The sequence below is a fragment of the Bacteroidetes bacterium GWF2_43_63 genome (genome assembly GCA_001769275.1).
Taxonomy (GTDB): domain Bacteria; phylum Bacteroidota; class Bacteroidia; order Bacteroidales; family DTU049; genus GWF2-43-63.
Genome location: MEOQ01000040.1, coordinates 26,058 through 44,263, shown reverse-complemented (window position 1 = coordinate 44,263; position 18,206 = coordinate 26,058). Strand labels below are relative to the sequence as shown.

Genomic DNA, 18,206 nt, shown 5'->3' with positions numbered 1-18,206 from the left:
TACTAAACAGTATTATACTGATTGGTATAATACACAAAGGTATAAATTATTTTCGAGTTAGAAAGGTGTGATTTTAAAAATCAAATCTTCATCCTTCTCAATTTCTCTGCAAGTCCCGACCGCATTTCGATCCTTCGGCAGGCTCAGGGCGGCGCAGCTCAATGGCCGGTCGGGAAGTCTGTATTTTCCGTAAACTTTACTTCAAAAATCAAAAATCTCTCCTATTTCGTATATATTTCAACACGTCCCACTTCCTTGTTCAGTGTTAAGTGTTCGGCGTTCACTTCGAACTTCCTTGTTCAGTGTTCATTATTCTTCTTATATTTGCATCAAACTTTCAGGCATGTCCAACTGGATATTGATTTTTATTGTGCAACTCAACCGCACCGGCCTTTTTGCCTGAGGCCTTCTGAATCCGTTTTACTTCTTAATAAAAAAGCAGCACCGGCTTGTCCGATGTTGTTATCATTTGCACCTCAAACAAAAAAAATGAAAAAACAAAACCTGACCATAAAATCCGAAATCCGTTTTGCCGATATCGAACCCATCATGCTGGGGCATGTTAGTGTTGAACTTTCGCCTGCAGCCTTGAAAAAAATCAATATCTGCCGTCAATATCTGAATCAAAAAGTCGAAAAATCTGATGCTCCCATTTACGGCATCAATACTGGCTTTGGATCGCTCTGCAATACCAGCATCAGCAAAAAAGATCTTTCAAAACTACAGGAAAACCTGGTTCTGTCTCATGCCTGTGGAATGGGAAATGAAGTGCGCCCCGAAATAGTACGGCTTATGATGGTGCTGAAAATTCAGGCTCTGTCACTCGGACATTCAGGTGTACAAACCGACACAGTGCAATTGTTAGCTGATATGTACAACAACGACATTCTTCCGATTGTGTACGAACAGGGCTCACTGGGCGCATCCGGCGATCTCGCACCGCTGGCTCATATGTGTCTGCCGCTGATTGGCACAGGCGATGTGGATTTTCAGGGAAAACGCATGACGGCAAAACAAGCATTCAAAAACGCCGGGTTAAAAACTGTTCAGCTACAGTCAAAAGAAGGTCTGGCGCTGCTTAACGGAACACAGTTTATGTCGGCGCATGGAGCATATGCACTTGTGATGAGCAAAAATCTGATGCAATGGGCCAATCACACGGCCGCTCTTTCGCTCGAAGCTTTTGATGGCCGCACCGATCCTTTCCATCCGATGATACAGGCTGTCCGCCCACACCCGGGACAAATGCACGTGGCCAACGCCATCAATAAAATTCTGAAAGGAAGTAAAATTGCTGCCCGCAAAAAACAACAGGTGCAGGATCCGTATTCGTTCCGATGCGTACCGCAGGTGCATGGCGCCACATGGGACACCATTCAGTATGTGAATGAGATTTTCAAACGCGAAGTCAACAGTGTGACCGATAATCCAACGGTGTTCCCTGAGACTGATTTGATTATTTCAGCCGGAAACTTTCACGGACAGCCGCTCGCGCTGGCTTTCGACTTTCTCGGCATAGCCATGTCGGAACTGGCGAATATCAGCGAACGTCGGATTTATCAGCTCATCAACGGAAAACATGGCCTGCCAAATTATCTGGTCGCAAACCCGGGTCTGAACAGCGGATTCATGATTCCGCAATACTCGGCTGCTTCAATTGTAAGTCAGAATAAACAGCTTGCAACGCCTGCCAGTGTTGACTCTATTGAATCAAGTCAGGGACAGGAAGATCACGTGAGTATGGGCGCCAATGCAGCCACAAAGACCATTCGCATACTTGAGAATGTGGAAAAAGTGTTGGCCATCGAGCTCATGACGGCCGCTCAGGCGCTTGAATTCCGCCGACCGGATACTTCTTCAACCTATCTTGAAAAAATTGTGTCTGAATACCGCAAAGAAATTCCGTTCATTCAGCAGGATGAATACATGAGTGCTCTCATGCACAAAAGCGTTGAGTTTCTGCGGAATTATAAGCTGAAGGCTGAATAGCGAGAACAGCGAACACTGAACAAGGAACATCGAAGGATGAAATAAAGTTTGAAGTATAATTTTAACGCCGACACTTTAATTAAGTACTTTCTGCGGAATACTTGTATTCTACTGGTTTAAAACGCATACAATTTTTTTTGTGAAATAATTCGAATATATTTGCATTGTATCTCTAAAAAATAATCAAGTTTTAGATGTCCCCATATATGAAAAAAATACAAATTTTTGTGCTTTTTTTCGTGCTGGTTTTTAGAGTATTGATGTTTTGTAATGCAGCCAGTGCCCAGGGAAATCAGGACGCAATTCTTGATTTCAATCCTTTACGTGATTTATTCAAATATCACGATCTGATTGAATTTAAAATAGATTCATTAACATGGTCTGAAAGGTTTTCTCATTATAACATTGTGGACAGCACAATATTTAAATCAATATTTCAGGATACTGCATTAACGTATCACAGTGCTGGTAAGCTTAGTGAAGATGCGGATTTTTATCATTCGATTCAAACCAGTAAAAGAGACCTGTTGGAAATCACGATACTATCTCAATCAGAAAGCACTTATTGTACAATCATTGAATATATTATTTACACTAAAGACGGGAAAAAAACAAGTTCATTTACAGCTGCATGTTCCTGCTGCGATGGTGGATATTATTATGAAGCCAGGGGTAAATTTCTAAATGACACTACATACGAATTATTGTCTGAAGACAACTTCCTTACAGAAAATATTGAAGAAGAAAATACGATCTCGTTTAAAAAGACAGTTGTTGTTATACAGCAAGATGGATCCATCCATCAAACAGAAACAATGATTAGAACAGAAATAAAAAACAACAATACAATTTCAATTGAAACGGCATTTCCGATAAATTATCAATCTGACACAATTGCTGAATTTGAATCATTTAAGAACCTCTTCGAAAAAATGCGTGTAAAACCATTTCTGTCCGCAGTTTCAAAACTGCTTAATGACAGAATTGATGCGTTTTCTCATGACTATATAACGTATTATACCAGACCACTTGAGTTTAATATTGTTCAAAGTGATTTTGATTTCGATATTGGAAAGTCTGAGATAGATATGATGCTTTTATCGCGCAATGATTCAGCATTCTACATCAGAGTTTCGAAAAAAGATACTACTGTGTTTTTGTATCAGAATGAACAGATACTGAGTGATTTCATTTCCCGGCACAATGCGTTCTATAAATCAAATATTGACATTGAAAATAAAATTCAATTCCCATCAAATATTTTTGTATTTGGCTATGGATGCGGGTTTGTTGGTATGCCTCCTTTATATTTTCGCAAAATGCAAGCTCTTGTAGAAAATAAAAACTACAACGAAATATCAAGCTGGCTTCGTTCTGCAAATCCTGAAATACAGGCATACGGGATATATGGAATGAATGAACTATTTAAATTGGGACAACAAATACAGAAGGCTGATCTGGAAATCATTAAACACCTGTTTGATTCCTCTACATCGTTGTATTCATGCAGCGGGTGTTTATACGGAGAACCCTTATTATTCCGCAAAGTAATAAAGCCCCGCGATTTCAGAAAACTGTTCAGAGAATACAAAAAATATCATTGATGTCAAAACTGAACCATGTTTTTTCATAAGGCAATAATCTTAGTAGTTTAAAAATTGAAACTAATTCGAAATGGCACGACTCAAAATCAAACTTCTTGCCTTCAAAGGCGCACCGGATGCGGTGTTTGAAAATACTGACAAGCAAATTCAAAAACTGATTGCATCGGAAAATTATGTACTTGTTGATGATAATCCGGATGTGCTGTTTTTTCTTTCCGGCGGATCGGAAATGCCAGCCACGGAAGTTGTGACACCCGACCGCTTTTATATGCTGATAGGATCGACACACAACAATTCGTATGCATCGGCCACCGAAGTGAAAGCATGGATGAATGCACGCGGCATTCCTTCGTTGTTGCTGGATGAGGAGGAGTCTGATACACGTACAGTACTTGAAAATTTCCTGAAAGTCAGATCTGCGCTCGAAAATCTGAAAGAAAAAAGAGCCGGGCTGATCGGAAATGTCTCTGACTGGCTGATTTCATCAGCTATTGATGATACAGTGCTGAAAGAAAAAACAGGCATTCAGCTGATTCAGATTCCCTGGGAAAAGCTGAAACATTTTTCGGAATTTGAACCATCTGAAACATTTCTGAATGCATTTGACGGACACAATAATCCGGATCTGGAGGATACGGCCCGTGTGTACACTATGCTGAATGAAACCATTGCTACAAATACCCTTGATGCCATAACCGTGGAATGTTTTCCAATGGTAAAAAAAGACGGAGTGACCGCCTGTCTGCCACTGGCGAAATTCAACAACGACGGCTTTCCGGCCGGCTGCGAAGGCGATATCACGGCCATCACCGGCATGATGCTGGGCAAAGAACTCACCGGCCTTGTTCCCTGGATTGCCAATACCAACAAGATTTCGAATGAAGTCTGCGTGTTTTCGCATTGCACCATTGCGCCTTGTCTGATCGACAACATGGAAATAAAAACACATTTCGAAACCGGCATGGGCACTGCTGTTGAAGGCGATTTCAAAAATGATATCATTACCATTTTCCGTTTCGATCATGCATTGAGTAAAGCCTTTGTTGCCACAACAAAAATCATCGGACGTCCCAAATCGCCCACTGCATGCCGGACACAGATTGAAGTTCAATTATCGGAACGTGAAGTAAATCTGTTGCAAGAAAATCCGCTGGGCAACCATCATCTGATCCTGCCCGGCGACTGGTCAGAGCTCATTCGGATGGCATGTAGAGTAATGGGTGTTCAGGTGCCGTGATATGCACGTGCATTTTCATTTATACAAGTACTATTTGTAAAATAGCTTGATGCATTGAGCTATCGGAAGTCGCTCCTGCAGCGCTTTCAATTGATAGCTGGGCGTAGTCTTTTTATAAATTTTTGCTGGGTTTAGTCTCCGACTAAACCCAGCTCAGTTTATTATTTCAGACTACGCCCTTCGTATGTAAAAAGCGCTGCTGTCTCAAAAAGACTTCCACGGCAAAAACAACATTCCACCGTCCAAAAGCGACGAAGGAGCTGAAGGACATGGAACCGTTGTTTTTGCTGATTGTTTTGACGGTTCCATGTTCCGGCCCAAATACTATCCCTCGAAGGGTTCAGAACCCTTCGAGGGATTACAAACCGGCCGGAACGGTGGAATGTCGAAACCTTCCGGATTTTTTAAACAGCCCCCATAGATTCTACATCGAAGACTACGCGAGGATATGGGACTAATTAGTCTGAAATATTATTCAACTGGGTTCGAATTTTTGTATTTTGTAAAATACATTTTTCATCAGTTTTGTATTTTCTGATATACAATTTGCTCTCGACAGTCTCCCAGCCGGCTTCCGACACGAAATATCCCTGTGACTGTTTGGATTTTTGTATTGATTATTCTGCCGGACATTTCAGACCGAAGAGAAAAAATACAAATAATGTTCGCTGATTTGCAAAAAATTGTATTTTTGGGGGTGAGACGACGAGGGCCGTACATATTCGCCTGAAATTGGGTGGGGTGTGGGGGGTGTTATTCACAATAAATGAGTTTTGCCTAATAATACAAAACAATGACGATAAACTATACAACTGATGAAAATGACTTCCTGACACATCAACTTTTTGTTGCGTCAAAATCTGACCGTATTAAAAGGAAAAGGCAAAGAAGCAAAATAGCAGTGCCATTTATTTACATTGCTTTTGGTTTTTTATTTCTCTTTCAAGACAAAATTTCGTTGACAATAATATTTTTTATTATTGGACTTCTGTGGTTTTTATTTTACCCACTTTGGGAAAGACAACACTATATCAACCATTATAAGAGCTTCATCAGAGAAAATTACAAAGACCGACTGGGAAGAATTGTAACATTGGAGTTTAGCAACGAATATATTTTAGCAAAAGACAACGGAAGTGAAAGCAAAGTATTGACAACTGAGATAGTGGAAATGTGCGAAATTCCTACAACAATTTTTGTCAGACTAAAAGGTGGACAATCATTCATTATGCCGAAGGACAAGATAACTGACTTAGATAACGTGAAAGCAAAACTTAAAGAACTTGCCGACCATTTGGAAATTATTTACGAAGTAGACGAAAAATGGCAATGGAAATAATTAATAAACACACCCTGATGATTTGCAAAATATTGTAATTTTGAGGATGTGTATGGTTTATCATACATATTACTGATTTGTAGCACAATAAAAAAATGAAAATGATTAAGTCAATTATATTCGGAACAATTTTATCAATCCTGACTTTCTTTTCGACTTCCTTTTTGACGGTGCTTTTTCAAATCAATTCACCTCTTCACCGACTGACTGATTCTTATGAAATGAAAATCGGATTTCCATTCACATATTATCATGAATTCATGGTCGATTACCCCGTACCAAATTCCGGATGGACCATTAATAATCTGTTTTGGGATTGTTTGATAACATGGGTAATTGTAACCGGAACTTTCGTGACAACGAAAAGAATAAAAGTTAAACGCGCCACAATAACAACTGTAAATCATGGCTCTAAGTACGACTCTCAATAACCTAACCGTTTGAGTATTATTAAAAGCCAACGCTTTGACAAGAACAACCAAAATATTGAACATAATCTACGTTTTTATAGTAGCTCTATTCTTATTGGATAGCCTGCCATGTTTCGATATTAAAAGTCAAGGAATAAAGTCATCCATTTACTTCGGACTTTTGATTGGAACGCCATTGACGCTAATATGGAATGCTTTAGTAATAAAAACTCGACACGGAAAAATCATTTGGACAATTTTACCAACAACATTTCTGATAATAATTTTAATTGTCGGACCTGTGAAATTTATATATTCAATAGGGTCTTGGCAGACACAAACAATTTTATATCAAAACAGACATTTTAGTTTTAGAACAGTGGAGTTTCAAATGCAAGATGTTGGCGCATTTGGATACAACAAGCGGACAGTTGAAGTTTTCTATTTGACTCCGTTATTTATGATTACAGGTGAAATTCCAAACGACGAAGAAAAAAGAATTGATTGGATAAAGGTTGACAAATATGTTAATGAATTAGGACTTAAAGGAGGGTAAAAAAATCAATTTTGCATTATAAATTATCCTCTGCATCCTTTAAATCTTTCTCTCCTCCAACCCACCCCCAACGCCGCCCATAGCCTTGTATCTCTATGACCACAAATGAATCCACAACCCATCATCTGAAAAATTATTATAAACTCCGGGGAAATATTTGTAAACTTTTATTGGCTTGTTTACAAAATTTTGTATTTTTGGGAAATGCATGGTTTTGTCATACATGTATATAATTTACGCATAACGGAATGAAGACTCTTAAAGTAATAGCAATCGAATCTTTAATTACCATTATTTCTTTGGTAATGATTGTGCGTACCTTAATAATTGAAAATAAAATTGAGCACAAGATCTTTTTGAGTATTGGAATTGGACTTTCGATTGTTTATATGATATATCGGATTGCATCAAAAATAAAAGAAGAGAAAGAGAAATCAAGAATAAACGCCATTGTAGCTTCAAAACTTAATAAAGCTTCAGAATCATTCTTATACTACATAGACTTGATATTAATTAATCACCCAGAGAGATTCAATATAAGTATCAAAGAAAAAAGCAATTATCAAACAGAGCAAAACGCAAAAAAAATGTTTGAAGTCGACTTTCGTACACCAGATCCATATACCGGGACTTCTATGGGGAATTTGGCTGAACAAGTTGATTTTGGGATGAATCGAGAATACGATGAACTTGAAAGAACAATTTCAAGGTATACAAATAAAATAAGCACGAAAAAAATTGAATTATTTGAATCTCTCTCCTCTAATTTAATTTTCAAAACACTAATTGACTGTAAATTATGGTTCGATCAAATTAAAATGTTTCATGATCAAGCAATAAAGAACAATCCGACTTTCCCTAAAAATGGACTTCCTATTACTATCTCAATGAATTTTAAGGAACATCAAAAAGATTACAACCAAATGATCGACCTACTATTTGAAATGAAAAATATTCCTAACAGCAAATAAACAAAAGCGTCAGAACAAATATATTGGAGAAGACCCTTACCTAAATACAAACCTTTAGCAATCAAAACAAAACTAATCCCTCACCCCCTCTCAAACCCCAACCTCTTCCCCACCTTCGTCCCAACCACTTTTCCATTGTCCCAGGCGAGATGGCCGTTGACAAAGGTTTTGGTGATGGTGGCGGGCATGGTTTCGCCTTCGAGGGGCGACCAGCCGCATTTGTAGAGGATATTGGATTTGGTGATCTTGTATTTTTTTGAAGTGTCGACCAGCACCAGATCGGCAAAATATCCTTCGCGGATGAAGCCGCGTTTTGAAACATTGAAAAGAATGGCGGGCTTGTGACACATGAAATTTGCAACATCAGCAATGGTCCAGAGTCCCGATTCGCCAAGTGCAATCATGGCCTGCAGACTGTGCTGCACCATGGGTCCACCCGAAGGAGCGTCGAAATAAGGTTTCATTTTTTCGGCCAGCAGATGCGGGGCATGATCGGTAGCGACCACATCGAGCAGTCCGGCTTTCAGTCCGTCGCGCAGGCCCTTGCGGTCTTCGGCGGTTTTGATGGCAGGATTCCATTTCACCAGATTTTCATGCGTGCGGTAAAAATCACTGGTAAACCACAGATGATGCACACAGACTTCGGCGGTGATACGCTTCTGTTCAAGCGGCATTCCGGCATCGAAAAGCTCAAGTTCTTTTGCCGTTGAAACATGAAAAACATGGAGTCTGGTTTTCTTTTTTCTGGCCAGTGCCACTGCGTACGACGAAGATTTGAAGCAAGCTTCGGCACTACGAATGGCGGCATGTATGGCTGCACTGATTTCGTCGCCGAAAAAGTTTTTAAAGGATTCGGTATTTCGGATGATCGTATCTTCGTCCTCACAGTGTGCAGCAATGATATGCGGTGTTTCAGCAAAAAGCTTTTCTATGGTTTTATGATTGTCGACCAGCAGGTTTCCGGTGGATGAGCCCAGAAATATTTTCACACCGCAAACCGTATCCAATGGCGTTTTTAGCACTTCTTCGATGTTGTCGTTCGACACGCCCATGTAGAAACTATAGTTGGCGAGCGAATCTTTCGAAGCAATTTTATATTTCGCTTCCAGTAATTCCTGCGTCAGTGTTGGCGGTTTGGTGTTGGGCATTTCCATAAAGGACGTTACTCCACCGGCAACGGCCGCGCGGCTTTCAGTAAAAATAGTTGCTTTTTCTTCCATGCCCGGCTGACGAAAATGCACCTGATCGTCAATCACTCCTGGGAGCAGATATTTTCCGGCCGCATCAATAGCGGTGTATCCGGCAGGTGTTTTTGAAGTTTTCTCTTCGTTGATTTTTTTTATGATTCCACCGGAAATAAAAACTTCGCCCTCAAAGATTCTGTTTTCGTTTACAATCCGGGCGTTGAAGATGTGATAGGATTCCATTGTTATTTTTGATGGCGGCGCTTAGTATTGCGCAAGCGTAATTGAATAACTCCGAAAAAAGCTTCGCGCACAATGCCTTTGGTCATTTTGGATTGACCCAGCGTGCGGTCGGTAAAGATAATCGGGACTTCCTTGATGGAAAATCCCAGCTTATGAATCGTATACTTCATTTCAATCTGGAAGGCATATCCAAGGAAAGAAATCTTCTCGAAGCGGATGGCTTCAAGTACTTTGCGTGTATAGCAGACAAATCCGGCAGTGGTATCACGGACTTTCATGCGGGTGATGAATCTGACGTAAGCCGAAGCATAATAGCTGAGCAGCACACGGCCCATCGGCCAGTTGACCACATTGACTCCGGTAATATAACGGGAGCCTACCGACATGTCGTGGCCATCATCGTGGCAAGCCTTGTAAAGCCTTATTAAGTCTTCTGGATTGTGGCTGAAATCGGCATCCATCTCGAAAATATACTCATAATTATGAGCCAAAGCCCATTTAAAACCGTGGATATAGGCGGTTCCCAGCCCAAGTTTTCCTTTGCGCTCTTCAATAAAAAGTCGGTCTTTGAATTCGGTCATCAACCCTTTTACAATAGCAGCGGTGCCATCGGGAGAATTGTCTTCAATTATCAAAACATTAAAGTCTTTCTCCAATGAGAAAACCTTGCGGATAATATTCTCAATATTCTCCTTCTCGTTGTAGGTTGGTATTATTACTAATGAATCGGACACGGCAATGATTTGCGCAAATATAAAAAAAAATCCCGTTTCAGTTAACGAAAGTTGACATTTATGTAAAATAGTTATATATTTACCCCCAATATGGGGTTTAGATTTTTACTGTTCCCCTTTCAGTGGGGATATATTTTAATAGTGTCTGTCAGAAAGCTTCTCTATGCTATCGGCATAAAGAAACGCTGGGGTTTTGATGTCCCTGTTATTTGCATTGGCAACCTGAATGCCGGTGGATCGGGGAAAACTCCTCATACGAAATATGTTGCCAACCTGTTAGTTGAAAAGGGCTACAATGTTTCAATAATTATGAGGGGCTATAAGCGCAACACCAGCGGATTCATACATTGTAACAAAAATCACAATGTAGCCGAAATTGGAGATGAGGCCTATGAATATGTCAGAGGGCTGGATGAAAATATAAATGTGTTCGTGTGTGAACGCCGAAGAAAAGGCATCAGGGAAATTCTGAAAAAAGTACCATCCACAGACGTAATTCTCATGGACGATGGTTATCAGCATCTGGATGTCAAAGCCGGGCTTTATATTTTGCTGACTGATTATCTCAATCCGTACTGGAAAGATCATGTACTGCCTGTGGGAAAACTGCGTGAATGCAAATCTGCGAAAAAGCGGGCAGATGTAATCATTGTGTCAAAAACACCCAAGGTATTCTCACCGATAATTGGCCGCGACCTGATTGAAAAAATAAAGCCAGGCCACCATCAAAATATTGCCTTTTCGTACCTCGATTATGGAAAGCCTGTACGTGTTTATTCCGACAGCCCTGTAAAACTTGAAATTCCTGACAATACTTACTCGATATTTCTACTTTGCGGTATTGCAAACCCTTACCCGCTTGAAGAATATTTGAAGCGTAGTTGTGTTGAATTATATGCCCATAAATACCCCGATCATTATTCCTTCAAGCTCAGGGATATTGAAAAATTGGCCGATGACTTTAAAAGTCATATGATGAAAAGTAAAGTGATTTTTACAACAGAAAAAGATGTTGCAAGGTTAATGCTGCCGGAGATAAAAGAAAAATTGGTAGATTTGCCTTTCTTTTACATTCCGGTAACTGTCGGAATTCATGAAAGTAAAGAATTTAATCTTGACAAACTAATTATAGACTATGTTGGAAAAAATTGCAAAAACAGCTGATTTCATCAGAAGCAAAACCAAGCTCAGGCCTCAGATTGCCATAGTACTGGGGACTGGTTTAGGTGGTCTTGTAAATGAAATTGAAATAGTTGACAGCATTCCCTACAATGAGATTCCAAATTTCCCTGTTTCAACAGTTAAAGGACATCAGGGACGGCTCATTTTCGGTAAACTGAGTGGAAAAGATGTAATTGCCATGCAAGGTCGCTTTCATTTTTATGAAGGCTACGATATGCTGGAGGTTACTTTCCCATTTCGCGTTTTTAAAAACCTGGGTATTGAAACACTGCTGCTTTCAAATGCAGCGGGCGGAATGAATGTAAATTTCAAAGTTGGTGACATTATGTTTATCAACGATCATATAAATCTGATGGGAACCAATCCGTTGATTGGTAAAAACTACGATGAACTTGGTCCCAGATTTCCCGATTTCAGCGAACCTTATGATCACAAACTGCTCGAAACGGCACTCAGCGCAGCAAAAGACCTGAATATCCCCGTGCATCAGGGGGTGTATGTTGCCATGAGTGGCCCAACGTTTGAAACTCCTGCGGAGTACAAATATGTCCGCATTATCGGTGGTGATGCCGTTGGAATGTCAACAGTGCCTGAAGCCATTGTTGCCCGCCATTCTTCCATGAAAGTATTTGCTGTTTCAATTATTACTGACCTTGGAGGCATGGATGAAGTCGTTGCAGTCAGTCACGAAGAAGTTATTGAAGCGGCCAATAAGGCTGAACCCAAAATGACAGCCATCATCAAAGAGCTGCTGAAAAGAATCTGAGCATCAGCCCTCGAAGGGTTCGGAACCCTGCGAGGGCTTTGCTAAAGAAGAATCTGCAATAAATCCTTCAGCTCGCTCACAACATAATCAGCCAGCTCAAACGGGCCCTGCGCTCCGGCATGGTTGACCAGAATGGTCTTCATTCCGGCTGTTTTGGCGCCGACAATGTCTTTTTTGTAATCATTACCGATCAACACCGATTTGTCGATGCAGAAATCTGCTTCCATGCAAATGCGCAGGAAAAATTCAGGATCGGGTTTACACACTCCCAAATCTTTTGAAGTGAAATGATTTTTGAAATAATGATCAATATTTCCAATTACAAGCGCTTTGCGCATATCGGCTGTATCTGATTCACCGGCATTTGAAGCAACTGTCAGCACGTATTTGTTGGACAATGATTCCAAAACCAATGCTGCATCCGGGAAAACTTCAATGCGATCCCAAACATACATGGGGCCTTTCTTTTCGGGAAAATCACGCATCAGGGTGTCGCCCCAGTCAAAAACAATATGATTGATTCCTTTCATAGATGTATTTATTTTATCCACACGCCCGGAACGATGCCGCCGCATTTCGTGCAGGTATTATTGGTCAAACCGGTCACCTCAGCTGTGTATCCTTCGCGCATTACAAGCAGGCTTCCGCACTCCGGGCACAAGGTGTTTTCGTGTGCTTCGTTTCGTATATTGCCGGTATAAACATATTGGATTCCCGCTTCAACAGCAATGTTGTAAGCATCTTCAATGTCAGAAAGACTTGTGGGCTGCGAATCCATTAGTTTATACGCTGGGAAAAACCGGGAAATATGCAGCGGAACATCATTTAAATCATTCTGCACAAGCCAATCAACCATACTTCTGAATTCCACGGGTTTGTCCGTGTAACCAGTAACCATCAGGTTTGTTATCTCAAGCCACTTTCCGGAATCCCTGATTGTTTTTATGGTATGCAAAACCGGACTCAGCTGCCCGCCACAAAGTGTTTTGTATGTGGAGTCATTGAACGATTTCAGGTCGATATTAAATGCATCCATCACTTTAATCAAATCAGTCAAAGGTTCTGCATTAATAAAACCATTTGAAATCATAATTGTCTTCAAACCCGCTTTCTGAGCCAGAGCAGCTGTATCATACATATATTCGAAAAAAACGGTGGGCTCAGTGTAGGTAAAGGCTATGCCTTCGGATTTGTGTTCCAGAGCCATTTTCACAAGTTTATCTGGAGAATAATCCAGCGACTCGATTTCATCAGGAGCAACCTGCGAAATATCGGCATTCTGACAGTTTAGGCATCTGAAATTACAGCCTGCAGTGCCAAACGACAACACTTTTGATGCCGGCAAAAAATGATACAATGGTTTTTTCTCAATCGGATCCAAATGAACTGCCACCGGATTCCCATATGCATTTGTGAACAAGGTGCCTTCTTCATTAATCCTGGAGTGGCAAATACCTGTCTGACCGTTCTTCAGAATGCATGCATGCGGACATAAAAGGCATTTCACCGTATTATCAGCAAGCACTTCGAAATACCTGGCTTTTATCATTTTTTTTGTACTATTTGATGTAGGGTTCTCCACAAGTTTGCCCGCAAAAAGTCGTGGCGATGCAACTGCTGCAACACCCATTACTAAAACATTTTTAATGAAGGCGCGCTTCTCCAATGATTTTTCCTTTTCAACAAAAGTAACAATTAGCGTTTGATAAAAAAAATATTTACCTTTACTATATGATGAAACGGTTGTTAATTTTGCTTTCAGTTATGAGTATTTTTTCAGATATAGGAGCCCAGAATAATTTGCCGGTACGCAAAGCGGCCGTTGCCGGTCAATTCTATTCGGATGACGCCGAAGCGCTGGAAAAATATTTCGAAAAAGAATTCAATCAGATAACCATTGCTCCCAACGATAAAAAAGTGAGAGCAATCATAGTTCCGCATGCCGGCTACGTGTACAGCGGTCGAACAGCAGCATGGGGATTTGCCACACTGAGGGAAAAGAATATTTACAAAAACGTTTTCATTCTGGGATCAAGTCATATTGCGGCTTTCGATGGAGCCACCGTTTTTCATGGCTCTGCGTTTGAAACTCCGCTGGGTTCAGCAGAAATCAATGCTGAAATTACAGGAATTCTTCAACAGAATAATATTTTCAAATTTCCTCAGCAATATCAGATAGAAGACCATGTGCTGGAAGTAGAAATTCCGTTCCTGCAATACATTCTTGAACCCGGTTTTAAAATTATTCCGATTACAATTGGTACAAAAAGCAGTTATGCGCTGAATAAAATTGCAGAGACGCTTAAACCATATTTCACCGAAGAAAATCTTTTTGTCATTAGCACAGATCTCTCACATTATCCTTCATACTCCGATGCCGTGAAAGCCGACAGCACCGTTGTGCAGTCGATACTGAGCGGCAACCCCGAAACATTTGATTCCGTTGTACGATCAAACGAAAATTCAGGTATTCAGAATTACCGAACGGCAATCTGTGGCTACAGCGCTGTATACGTCTTAATGTCCATTGCCGGAAGCAGTCAGGGATTCGCCTATGAAAAGCTTAAATATTCAAATTCAGGCGACATTTCAGGTGATTTCGACCGCGTAGTTGGTTATGCCGCTGTTGCAGTCAGAGCGTCCGATAAGAAAGAAATCGACGAAACAAATGATACTTTCGCAATTTCAGAAAATGATAAAATAATCATGTTTGAAATTGCACGAGGAAGCATTGAATCAAGGCTGAGCGGAGTTACTTATTCCCTGCCCGATTCACTATCTAAAATATTGAATGAAAAATGCGGAGTTTTTGTTACGCTCCATCTGAATGATAAATTGCGCGGTTGCATCGGGACTTTCCGACAGGACAGAGAACTCAGCCGAAACATTCAGGAAATGGCTACAGCTGCAGCTTTCAACGATCCACGCTTTGATCCTCTATCAAAAGAAGAATATAAAAATATTGATCTCGAAATTTCTGTTTTGACTCCTATGCAGAAAATAGATTCCGTGAAACAGATTGTCCTGGGGAAACATGGAATATACATCAAACGCGGAAATATGGCCGGCACTTTTCTGCCTCAGGTGGCCACAGAAACCGGATGGACACTCGAAGAATTTCTGGGCCATTGCTGCCGCGACAAAGCAGGTATCGGTTGGGATGGATGGAAAGACGAGGATACCGAAATTTTTATTTACGAAGCCATTATTCTGACGGAAAACAAGGATTGATTGCCTCTGTTTTCTTTCGTTTGAATAAATGATACTTGTCATTCTGACTGAAAGAATAAGTGACTTTCGAATACTTTTGTAATAAAATAAATGCCTGACTTTTCAAAAACAGAAATCGCATTTCGTCACCTGAGCGATAAAGAATTAAAGCACCGCATGAAAGTTTTTGCGCTGATGCGGCACCCATGGCTGATTGTAGCAGGAAAACCATTGCTGGCTCTGGCCAATTTTCTGCGTCTGCCGTTAAAACCTTTTCTGGGTGGCATTTACAGAATTTTTGTTGCTGGGAAAAACCTTGAAGAAGCGGTCCCGGCCATGCAATCTCTGCACAGTGCAGGCATCTGGTCGATTCCCGACTACAGTGCCGAAGCCAACGAAGACGATGCTGCCCGCGATGCAGTGGCCGATGAAATTAAAAAATCAATTCTGTTTGCTGCTCAGCACCGCGACATGGTACCTTTTGCGGTTTTCAAACCCAGTGGTATTTCATCGGTTGAATTGCTCGAAAAAAAGTCCGTTGGAATTCCTTTAACTCACGCTGAAGAACAGCAATGGAACGCGCTTGTGATGCGATGGGAACAAATATTTGAACTTGCTGCTGCAAACAAAATACCGGTCATGATCGATGCAGAAGAATCATGGTTTCAGCAAGCCATTGATGACCTTATTTTTGATTTCATGCTAAAGTATAACAAGGAAATGCCGGTGGTGATCAATACACTTCAAATGTATCGCAAAGACCGAATTGAAATTCTCAAGAAAACCATTGAGTTTGCCCGCACTCACTCACTTTATGCAGGTGTGAAATTTGTTCGTGGAGCTTATCATGAGAAAGAAACAAAACGTGCAATTGAACAAAATTTGCTACCGGTGGTCTTTCAATCAAAAGAAAAAACCGACATGGCATTTAACCTTGCGCTCAAAATTTCTATTGAAAACATCGATGTCATGACAATTTTTTGCGCAACACACAACGAAGAAAGCTCGCTGTATCTTACACAACTGATTCATGAAAACAATATCGCTAAAAATGACAGGCGCATCTGGTTCTCACAGTTGTATGGCATGAGCGATCACATCACCTTTGGACTGGCCGCCGAAAAATACAATACTGCCAAATATCTGCCCTATGCCCCAATCCGTGTAGTTATGCCCTATCTGATTCGCAGAGCCGAAGAGAATACGTCGATGAAAGGACAAACGCTACGCGAATTTGAAATGTTGAAAAAAGAATCCGGCCGAAGAAGCAAAATCAAAAAACAAATCCAAAGTTGATACTCACAGACTCAGCTTTCAGCCCATCGCTTCGCTTATAAGTGGCATAGCGGGCTTCGATTGTTTTAAATACAATGCTGTTGTCTTTTTTCAGTTTCCATTTGTGAATTCCATACACAGGACTTATTCTGAACCCGCCGCCATACTTGCGATTGATCAACTCTGACAAATCGTAATCAGAGGTATAATACTCTTCAGCCGGCTCCCATAAAGCATTCAGAGGATGTTCGCCAAACGGAGCAAAATATTTGGCAGCGGTCTGCTCATGATAGCGCCACATAGGATAAACGGAAAGCCAGGAATTTATTTTTACGGGAACTTCAACACTAAATGTATGAGATTGAATTGCAAAATCATCGAAGTAATACCTGTAATACAAACGAAGTGTGATGCGGTCGGATAGATAATAATTTACGCGAAGGCCTATCGGAATTTTGAACCTCGATCGGGGAAGACTCTCCGGGCGCATGGTTTTAGCCACAAGCCACCAGTTTGTATCCGGGTTGAGTACATTATAGCCGTCATCGAAATATACCCGGTGAAAAGGAGAATTCAGAATTCCGCGTTGAAGAACAACATCTGCAGTAATTAAGAATTGCAGATTGCGTGTGAGTACCTGTGACCATGTTGCAGTGAATGTCGATGTCAATCGAGAGTCCTTGTCATAATCATCTTCATCATTGCCATAGCGAAATTCATCTCCATTGCGGTATTCACCCGGATAAATCAGCTTCCACACATCATAAAATGCAGTTGCTTTCAGCCCCAGCTGCCGGTTTTCGTCACGTGATGAAATATTGTAATGCAATCCGCCTGAAAATGAATTCACATCAAACTCATTGCTGAAGCCAATCATGACTCCTTTGTCAGAAGTGCCGGCCATGTTTTTTCTCGAATAAGTTGCATCGAAATGAGTTCGCATGTCTTTGCTTGATGCGGATGACAAATATTTCGAACTGGCGGCAGTGATGAAGCGGTCAATCTGATCACACGAAGCACTGGTATAATAATCAAGGCCAACACTGACTGACAAACTGTTTACTGTATCGAATGGCACATTGACTATTGTAAGTGGAGTCAGGCATTCAAGTTTTTCAGATCCGATGCCCCCTGTTACAGGGCTGTGATTGCCGTCCTGCTCATAATAATTGAAAAGAAAATCAACTTCTTTTTCATCGAGTACTTTCACCGGGTAATCCTGTGCAAAAGCTCCGGAAGCAAGAAATAAAAAAATGATGGTATATATTTTATTCATATCAAGCTGCTTATTAATTGCATCCACAACCACCGCCGGTCTTTCCGCCGGTCGCACCACTGGCTCCTTCACGATATGATTCAATTGAGTTGTCAAAGGTCTCCAGTTTACGCGTGCTGAGCTTCATGTCTTCCTGATTCAGATGCGATTTCTGATAGGGTTTGACATTCACACACGATGCAATTAAAGACATCAACGGAAACAGAAGTAAAATTTTTCTTTTCATACAA

17 protein-coding genes are annotated in these 18,206 nt (G+C 40.8%); 11 read left to right on the top strand and 6 right to left on the bottom strand.

The genetic code is table 11. From position 1 onward, the window contains the following. Window positions 1–489: 489 nt before the first annotated feature. The 7 genes from A2W93_02520 to A2W93_02490 all read left to right on the top strand — a co-directional run bounded on the left by A2W93_02520 (window position 490) and on the right by A2W93_02490 (window position 8,106). Window positions 490–1,989 (top strand): histidine ammonia-lyase, encoded by a 1,500-nt coding sequence (locus A2W93_02520; protein OFY53544.1) that lies wholly within the window; start codon window positions 490–492, stop codon window positions 1,987–1,989. Window positions 1,990–2,183: 194 nt separating this feature from the next. Next, window positions 2,184–3,593 carry a hypothetical protein gene (locus A2W93_02515; protein ID OFY53543.1) on the top strand — a complete coding sequence of 470 codons (1,410 nt, stop codon included), beginning with the start codon at window positions 2,184–2,186 and terminating at the stop codon, window positions 3,591–3,593. A 70-nt stretch (window positions 3,594–3,663) separates the two neighbouring features. Next, window positions 3,664–4,830: a hypothetical protein gene (locus tag A2W93_02510; protein OFY53542.1), complete on the top strand. Its 1,167-nt coding sequence runs from the start codon at window positions 3,664–3,666 to the stop codon at window positions 4,828–4,830. Window positions 4,831–5,623: 793 nt separating this feature from the next. Beyond that, window positions 5,624–6,169, top strand: coding sequence for a hypothetical protein (locus tag A2W93_02505; GenBank protein OFY53541.1), 546 nt, complete (start codon window positions 5,624–5,626; stop codon window positions 6,167–6,169). Between the two features lie 95 nt (window positions 6,170–6,264). After that, window positions 6,265–6,600: a hypothetical protein gene (locus A2W93_02500; protein ID OFY53540.1), complete on the top strand. Its 336-nt coding sequence runs from the start codon at window positions 6,265–6,267 to the stop codon at window positions 6,598–6,600. 55 nt (window positions 6,601–6,655) lie between these two features. After that, entirely contained in the window at window positions 6,656–7,135 is a 480-nt protein-coding gene (locus A2W93_02495) for a hypothetical protein (protein ID OFY53539.1), read from the top strand. Window positions 7,136–7,383: 248 nt separating this feature from the next. Beyond that, window positions 7,384–8,106, top strand: coding sequence for a hypothetical protein (locus A2W93_02490; GenBank protein ID OFY53538.1), 723 nt, complete (start codon window positions 7,384–7,386; stop codon window positions 8,104–8,106). A gap of 80 nt (window positions 8,107–8,186) precedes the next feature. On the opposite strand, the gene A2W93_02485 is transcribed toward A2W93_02490, so the two are convergent. Together A2W93_02485 and A2W93_02480 are read right to left on the bottom strand one after the other, a co-directional pair. Next, entirely contained in the window at window positions 8,187–9,533 is a 1,347-nt protein-coding gene (locus tag A2W93_02485; protein OFY53537.1) for a dihydroorotase, read from the bottom strand. A 2-nt stretch (window positions 9,534–9,535) separates the two neighbouring features. Next, window positions 9,536–10,267, bottom strand: a complete 732-nt coding sequence (locus A2W93_02480; protein ID OFY53536.1) for a dolichyl-phosphate beta-D-mannosyltransferase — start codon at window positions 10,265–10,267, stop codon at window positions 9,536–9,538. A gap of 90 nt (window positions 10,268–10,357) precedes the next feature. Here A2W93_02480 and A2W93_02475 point away from each other — a divergent pair, with 90 nt between their 5' ends. Together A2W93_02475 and A2W93_02470 are read left to right on the top strand one after the other, a co-directional pair. Continuing rightward, window positions 10,358–11,431 carry a tetraacyldisaccharide 4'-kinase gene (locus A2W93_02475; protein OFY53535.1) on the top strand — a complete coding sequence of 358 codons (1,074 nt, stop codon included), beginning with the start codon at window positions 10,358–10,360 and terminating at the stop codon, window positions 11,429–11,431. After that, window positions 11,403–12,215, top strand: a complete 813-nt coding sequence (locus tag A2W93_02470; GenBank protein ID OFY53534.1) for a purine-nucleoside phosphorylase — start codon at window positions 11,403–11,405, stop codon at window positions 12,213–12,215. Before A2W93_02475 ends, A2W93_02470 begins: the two co-directional genes overlap by 29 nt. 41 nt (window positions 12,216–12,256) lie before the next feature. Here the strand turns inward: A2W93_02470 and A2W93_02465 are convergent, their stop codons facing one another. Then, window positions 12,257–12,745, bottom strand: coding sequence for a hypothetical protein (locus tag A2W93_02465; protein ID OFY53533.1), 489 nt, complete (start codon window positions 12,743–12,745; stop codon window positions 12,257–12,259). Window positions 12,746–12,753: 8 nt separating this feature from the next. Next, the gene (locus A2W93_02460) at window positions 12,754–13,764 is read right to left on the bottom strand and encodes an AmmeMemoRadiSam system radical SAM enzyme (GenBank protein OFY53727.1); all 1,011 of its coding nucleotides are present in this window, start codon (window positions 13,762–13,764) and stop codon (window positions 12,754–12,756) included. A 215-nt stretch (window positions 13,765–13,979) separates the two neighbouring features. On the opposite strand from A2W93_02460, the gene A2W93_02455 reads away from it, so the two are divergent. After that, complete coding sequence (locus A2W93_02455) at window positions 13,980–15,446, top strand: hypothetical protein (GenBank protein ID OFY53726.1); 1,467 nt, start codon at window positions 13,980–13,982, stop codon at window positions 15,444–15,446. Window positions 15,447–15,536: 90 nt separating this feature from the next. Beyond that, on the top strand, window positions 15,537–16,721 hold the full coding sequence (locus A2W93_02450) for a hypothetical protein (GenBank protein OFY53532.1): 1,185 nt from the start codon (window positions 15,537–15,539) through the stop codon (window positions 16,719–16,721). Here A2W93_02450 and A2W93_02445 read toward each other — a convergent pair. Both A2W93_02445 and A2W93_02440 read right to left on the bottom strand, forming a co-directional pair. Further along, the gene (locus A2W93_02445; GenBank protein OFY53531.1) at window positions 16,699–17,976 is read right to left on the bottom strand and encodes a hypothetical protein; all 1,278 of its coding nucleotides are present in this window, start codon (window positions 17,974–17,976) and stop codon (window positions 16,699–16,701) included. The two genes, A2W93_02450 and A2W93_02445, sit on opposite strands and share 23 nt — an antisense overlap. 13 nt (window positions 17,977–17,989) lie before the next feature. Beyond that, the gene (locus A2W93_02440; GenBank protein ID OFY53530.1) at window positions 17,990–18,202 is read right to left on the bottom strand and encodes a hypothetical protein; all 213 of its coding nucleotides are present in this window, start codon (window positions 18,200–18,202) and stop codon (window positions 17,990–17,992) included. Between the last annotated feature and the right edge of the window lie 4 nt (window positions 18,203–18,206).